The 6,629-nt window shown below is 45.7% G+C and carries 5 protein-coding genes; all 5 read right to left on the minus strand.

Going from position 1 to position 6,629, the window contains the following annotated elements:
• Nucleotides 1-122: 122 nt before the first annotated feature.
• The 5 genes from FS806_RS24725 to FS806_RS24745 all read right to left on the minus strand — a co-directional run bounded on the left by FS806_RS24725 (nt 123) and on the right by FS806_RS24745 (nt 5,851).
• A complete protein-coding gene (locus FS806_RS24725) occupies nt 123-893 on the minus strand; it encodes a hypothetical protein (protein WP_144941962.1) in 771 nt (256 codons plus the stop codon).
• The gene (locus FS806_RS24730) at nt 880-1,335 is read right to left on the minus strand and encodes a TFIIB-type zinc ribbon-containing protein (RefSeq protein ID WP_144941965.1); all 456 of its coding nucleotides are present in this window, start codon (nt 1,333-1,335) and stop codon (nt 880-882) included. The genes FS806_RS24725 and FS806_RS24730 overlap by 14 nt, the downstream gene beginning before the upstream one ends.
• 614 nt (nt 1,336-1,949) lie before the next feature.
• Nucleotides 1,950-2,702: a DUF1266 domain-containing protein gene (locus FS806_RS24735; RefSeq protein ID WP_144941967.1), complete on the minus strand. Its 753-nt coding sequence runs from the start codon at nt 2,700-2,702 to the stop codon at nt 1,950-1,952.
• Between the two features lie 724 nt (nt 2,703-3,426).
• On the minus strand, nt 3,427-5,268 hold the full coding sequence (gene asnB, locus FS806_RS24740; RefSeq protein ID WP_144941969.1) for an asparagine synthase (glutamine-hydrolyzing): 1,842 nt from the start codon (nt 5,266-5,268) through the stop codon (nt 3,427-3,429).
• A gap of 250 nt (nt 5,269-5,518) precedes the next feature.
• Complete coding sequence (locus FS806_RS24745) at nt 5,519-5,851, minus strand: hypothetical protein (protein ID WP_144941971.1); 333 nt, start codon at nt 5,849-5,851, stop codon at nt 5,519-5,521.
• Nucleotides 5,852-6,629: the final 778 nt, after the last annotated feature.

Raw genomic sequence — 6,629 nt, forward strand, 5'->3', positions numbered from 1 at the left:
GTCCCTGCTAGACCACCAAAGAAATCCACAACATACCAAATCAGCAACTCGGGTTAAAAAAAGGTCACGGATTCAGGGTTATGACTGATTACCAATTACTTACTTGAACTGCATAGGTCATGTTATAGAGCTTTGCTTACAAATTCAGTCAATTCAACAACTGCCGCACTGAATTGGGCAGTTCCGTTAAGAGCCTGCAACCCTCTTATCGCTGTGTTGATAAATCCTTTTCTTGGGGGGGTATTTCTAATTTCCTGCTTGATTACTTCAATGTAATCATTTAGTTGTTCTTTTTCATCAGGAGAAAGATCGTCTGTAACTGATTCCATCACTTTTGAAATCAAACTTTCTAACTGTGTAGCATCAATACCATTGTTTTGGGTTGCATTCACGGTACCATTGTCATTGGCTACGTTTACTTGCGCAACACCACCACTAACATTAATCACATATTTCACATCCTCGTCATAACCCATTTTAATGCCTATTTCTGTAAGATAGCCTTCAATATAATTCACAAAAGGCAGAATTATACGATTGCAAAATTCTTTTACTGAATCATTGGTATCTCTTGCATAGTTTAATGTCATATCGTAATAAAAATCATGAAAATTATCTGCAGCATATTTAAGGTATTGGTATGTATAAGAGATTTCTTCCTGTTTGGTATTACCCATAGAATAGAAAGCAGTACTTCTTTCAACAGGTTCAAAATCTTCTGGTTTTACATACTCTTTTATATAATCTGAGATGATTTCATTTTCATCTATATAGGCTAAAAATTTCTTTAATAGAGCCATGCCCGTTTGATGATTACAGGTAATCAAACGATTAGCAATCGTTCTAAATTCCATGGAAATAATTTTTAATTGTTTTTTATCAATATTCTTCATATCTCACTCCACAAAATGGGCAATAGCTGCCACATAGTTTATAAATAGGTTTAATCTTAGCTTCGCGCTTACAGCATGGATATTTAACAATTTCTAAGGCCTCTATACCATAATTAATCGGATATTCTTCTTCGTGAGTTGGTTTTTTACCCGCTTTGAAAGAAACAAAGGAACCTTTGAATTTTGTTTCCAGACTTTTGAATTCATTATGGATTAAATCGTAAGCATGATTTTTGGCTTTCTTAAACGCTAATTCGATTACATCGTCGGTGAAATAATTATCGGCTTTTAACCCACAGCTTGGACACCATATTTCTATTACATCATCTGCGTGATAATCACTTGGGCGAACCTTAAAAAACTCTCCGCACAGTGGACATTGTAGTAATACAAATCCCTGATCATCTGCTGGTATCGAGATTTCTCCTAATATTGTGCTCAACTGTTTCCTCCTTTCTACATGCTGAATAAACAAAAGAAGAAGCATATATTTCATTCTCTAAAATACCGTATTGTACATATTTCCCATCATACCAATAATATACAACTATGTATAGATCATCAGCACTACTTTCTACATATACAGCAAGGGACTGGCAGCATTCGTCAGTCCCTATATAAGAAGGTGTGTGTATATTGGGGGGAGTGTAAAATTTTCTATGTACCAAGAGTTGGAGCCTTCACAGGCGACAAAAAAGTAGGGTATTCTCAGGATTGCTAAAGTCACCGTCCCGATGGATAACCCTACCAGCTTACACAAACTTCTTGACGATACCATTGTGTTTGAAACTAATCTTACAGGATTCTAGAGACTGCTGCTTATCTAAAGTTAATGTTCTCAAATTTGATAATGTTGCAATAATCTCCCAATTAATAATCAGTAGTAGGCCTTAGTCAGAGGTCAGGTTGCCGTCTCAACATTTGCATACAAACTGAGAACCCAGGGACGGCATCCCCTGGGTTCTCCATTTGAACATAACGTATTCTATTAATTGAAGGTTCCTATGTGCATCAAGCACACACTCTCTCAGACCTTTTCCAAATGCTACTTCCTGTTCAGGATCGCTTAATGCCAAATTCATTCCAGATCGAGTCCTTTTCCTCCAGCAATTCTTTTCCATTCCAAAGGATATCGTAAATGTCCCCTTCGTAAGCAATGGCTCGGCCAAATGCAAATGAAATAAAATAATCCTTCCAGGATTGGAAGATATGACTGGCGGAATCAGCAGCTCTCTTCATATAGCCCCATGCCTGTTCTTCGGTAATATAGCCCAGTATGCAGCTCCATCTTGCAATGTTTACAGCCCGGTCAAAATCCCAGGCAGCAATCGTGTTCACCCGGTCAAAATCGGATTGCGTAAAGGAAAGCTTCTTCATCATCGCTTCTTGGGCGGATTCATAGCATTCCTGCGATTTGCCCACTTCCTCCTCTGTAAAAGACTGTCCAGCTTTCAACGCCATAAGAAGCTCATCATATTTCGCACGATGCCCTTCCGTAAGCAGCCATTCCAGGGTTTGTACAGCTTCTTCCCGATTACTAACGTCCCAGGCTGAAGAAAGGCCTTCCTTCAAAATTTCATGATCTATCTTTACCCGCAGTATCCGTGGCGACTCAGACCGGTAAAGAGCGAGATTGGCACCGTAGGCAAGCAAATGCTGTTTCTCCTTCGGTAAAGAATTAGCCATCTCCATTTCTTGTCGCATTTTCTTATTCTTTTTCTCAATTCGCTTGCTCGCGGTAATCAAACCCACAATAAGTAAAATCACAACGGCCACAATAATTCCCACAACAATTAGAAAAGTCTTCAAACCAGCATGTTCCTCTCCATGTTTTATTCGGCGCAGTTTAAATATACGTTTAAATATGAATACATGTTTGTTTTTTGTTAGCGTACTTTAATGTTTAACAAATCCCCCTTTCCATCGAACCCATCATCCAGATAAATGGGTAAACAATTTGGCAGCTTTAAAGCAGGGACTCTCCATTCGCAAATGTGCCAAACCAGCGGGCATTTCCGTACAGAAACCTTTACTTTGGCGATACAAAATTCTTCATGTGCTTGCTCTGGCTAAGGATCAGTCTCCGGTACGGCAACCACTAGCATGATGTTCTTCCTTGACGAACGAAAGATCAGCACTTACTACTTTTCATTAAATGAAGATATGTATCTTACTGCACGGAATATTTGCTAAAAGTCGCTGGTAATGGGCTTTCAGTATATGCGAGACAACCATGAGATGCCCTTCTAAGCTGCATAAAATTTAAACTGTGCCTTTTATGTATTTTCAATCGGAGGACGGGGTACCCCTTCCAACCAATTGTAAGGCCGAGTGCTGGTAGCACTCGGCCTTCCCTAGGTTATTTTATCACAATAAATTTTATACTCAACTGCTAACTAGATTAAAACACACAGAAAACACATAATTAAACTAACGCAAGCATTGCCTGCTGTGTTCCGAATTGCACGAAAGCGGACCTGCCATTAAATGCCGGATATCTCACTACAAATGGTTCCGGCTTTACATTAACGCATTATCGAATGGATACCCGGTAAGTGCGAAGCCAAAAGTCGACTTGTGCCAAATAGGCAAACATTTGCGGACCGTTCATTAGTTGCCCAAACCAGGGGGAAGTAAACGGGGCTGTTCCCTCGGCCATTTGGCGGATTTTCGACGCATTGATCAAGGGTAGCAGCGGAGAAGAGGCATCGTCAAGTATGTCCAGCACCCATTTTTTCACGGCGGCCAAATAGTTCGGATTATGTGTTTTCGGGTAGGGGCTCTTCTTGCGGGTCAGAATATCTCGCGGGAGAAGATCTTCCAGTGCTTGACGCAGTATTCCTTTTTCGTGTCCCCCGGCCGTTTTCATTTCCCAAGGGATATTCCATACATACTCCACCAGCCGATGATCACAGAACGGCACGCGGACCTCCAGCCCGGCGGCCATACTCATCCGGTCCTTCCGGTCCAGCAGCGTCGGCATGAACCGGGTTATGTTCAGGTATGACATCTCTCTCATTCGCGCCTCCTGCGGGTTCTCTCCGGGTAGACGGGGGACCTCGGCAATGGCCAGATTGTAGCTTTCCTTGATATAGGAACCGGGGTGCATCCAGGAACGGACATCCTCGGAAAGCAGGCCTGCCCTTTCCTCTGCTGCCAGAGCCCACGGGAATGTTCCGGCGTTCAGAGCTTCCTCGCGATAAAACCATGGATAACCGCCAAATATTTCATCGGCGGCTTCTCCGGAAATAGCGACGGTGGCGGATCGTTTAATTTCCCGGCAGAACAGGTACAAAGACGCGTCAACGTCCGCCATTCCCGGCAAATCCCGCGCGATTACCGCTTGCTTGAGAGCAGAGACAAGCTCCGGCGTATCAAACTCGACGTGATGATGGCAGGTTCCCAAATATTCGCTCATGCGGCGGATCCAGGGGGCATCGTTGTTCGGTTGAAAAAGGCTGGCTGTAAAATGCTTGTCATTATCCGTGTAATCTACCGAATAAGTGTGAAGCTCTCCCCGGCCGGTACGACGATAATAATCTGCGGCCAAGGCCGTTAAAGCGCTTGAATCCAGCCCTCCGGAAAGCAGGGTGCATACAGGCACATCCGAAATCAATTGGCGCTCCAGAGTATCGCGAAGAAGTTCCCTGATCTTCTCCGCTGTCGTACCGATGCCGTCGGAATGCGGTTTGCTTTCGAGGCGCCAATAACAGCTGAGACGAACCCCATCGCGGTTAAACAGCAGGCTGTGTCCCGGTTTGAGCTCCGATAGATTCGAATATATACCGCATCCCGGGGTTCTCGCCGGCCCCATCACCAAGATTTCCGCCAAGCCTTCCAGGCCGACCTGCGGTTTAACCGCCGGGTGTGCCAATACCGCTTTCGGCTCGGATGCGAATAAGAGCGCCCCATTCACTTGCATATAAAAAAGCGGCTTAACCCCCAATCGGTCCCTGCACAGAAAAACATGACGCCTCTGCTCATCCCATACGGCAAAGGCAAAAATTCCGTTTAACCTGGCGGCGCATTCCTCTTTCCACTCCATGTAAGCGGCCAAGAGCACTTCCGTGTCGCATTGCGTCCGGAAGCGATGCCCCAACAGCTCCAACTCCTTTCTTAACTCGGGAGCGTTATACAATTCTCCGTTATAAACGATAACATAGGTATAATCGCCGCTCTGCCGGAGCATAGGCTGAGCGCCGTTATCCGGGTCTATGACGCTTAACCGGCGATGTCCAAACGCACAATGCCCGGAAATCCACAGCCCGGAGGCATCAGGCCCGCGTGCAGCCAGTGTTGCGGTCATCGCCTCCATATACAGCCTCTCGGAGGCTAAGTCCCTCTGCCAGTCAATCCATCCGACTATTCCACACATACCTTGTTCATCCTCTCGTTGCGAAGATAGAATCGTCTTCAATCCGTTGGTTAAAAACCGCCCGATTTCACCGATTCTTCCAGAGTGAATGCGCTACGATGAGATATAAGAAGGAAGGCCGTTAAGGCTTATCATGCTTATATCGTAAAAAAGGTATATGTACAGAGGAGAAGGATGATGTATGTCCCCGCCCCCCGTTTAATATTTTTCTATGGTAGATAGACAAACAATCATAGATTCAACCTTGGACTCATACGCACTTATTATCGAAAAAAAGCAGCGGAAGATAGACGGTGACCACAATGACCACTATTCCCGCACAAACCAAAAGAAGGGGAAGTTCAACGGCCCATAACCGGTAACGCAGCCGCTTGGAGCCTAACGATCGCCGCCATTGAACTGCGATCCAAACCAGACTGAACACAATGATCGCTGACAAGCCGATAAACATTCCCAATCCCTTCAGTTCCGCTAAGCTCTGAGGATATGCCCCCTCCTCGTCAACACACGCATGAACCCTGGGAGCATAAAGCAGGATTAAGATTAGAAGCACCCATAAATAGCATAGTATTGGTCTGTGCATTTAGCCCTCCCCGACCTTTGATTCCATTAACAGGAAATAATCAAAATTATAGCATGAATCCGTTCGGAATAGACGGCAAAAAAGCCCGCTTTGTCTAAGACAAAACGGGCTGGACTTCCAACCGTTGGCATCCCTCTTCCCCAAACGTAAAGCTCTAGCGGTTCTGCCCCGCCAAACTGAGCGAAGGGGATAATAGTCGAAGGCAGTAGGAGCGATTTCGTTAGTCCCGGTCATACCTCTTTGCTCCGCTCTCCTCTTGGCAAACATAAGGCTTCCAGCAATTCTACCCGCCAAACCCGAGCGAAGGGGATAGTAGTCGAAGGCAGCTGAAGCGATCTCGCTAGTCCCGGTCATACCTCTTTGCTCCGTTCTCCTCTTCGCCAAACATGAAGCTCCCAGCGGCTCGTCCCGCCAAACTGAGCGAAGGGGATAGTAGTCGAAGGCAGCTGGAGCGATCTCGTTAGTTCCAGTCATACCTCTTTGCTCCGTTCTCCTCTTCGCCAAACATGAAGCCCCCAGTGCCTCATCCTGCTAAACCTGAGCGAAGGGGATAGTAGTCGAAGGCAGTAGGAGCGGCGATAGTTATCCCCGTTCCCAAATTTCCTCCGTGCGCCCGTTTGCTCTACCCGCTAGACCGCGTGAATCGACGGCCACTTCAGCTCCACCCCGGCCTGTACCAGAATCGACTGGTAATCCTCCAACTTCTGCTTATCATTGCGCACTTCGCGCGGCTTGACTCCGTGCTCCACACAGTAGGCGGCCAAATAACCCGCCGCTT

The organism is Paenibacillus sp. 32O-W, from assembly GCF_007679495.1.
GTDB classification, from domain to species: Bacteria; Bacillota; Bacilli; order Paenibacillales; family NBRC-103111; genus Paenibacillus_L; species Paenibacillus_L residui.

What these genes read in the sequence shown, in the direction of transcription:
- FS806_RS24745 (WP_144941971.1), bottom strand. Translation starts at nt 5,851, where the DNA reads ATGCACAGACCAATACTATGCTATTTATGGGTGCTTCTAATCTTAATC.
- asnB (WP_144941969.1), bottom strand. Translation starts at nt 5,268, where the DNA reads ATGTGTGGAATAGTCGGATGGATTGACTGGCAGAGGGACTTAGCCTCC.
- FS806_RS24725 (WP_144941962.1), bottom strand. Translation starts at nt 893, where the DNA reads ATGAAGAATATTGATAAAAAACAATTAAAAATTATTTCCATGGAATTT.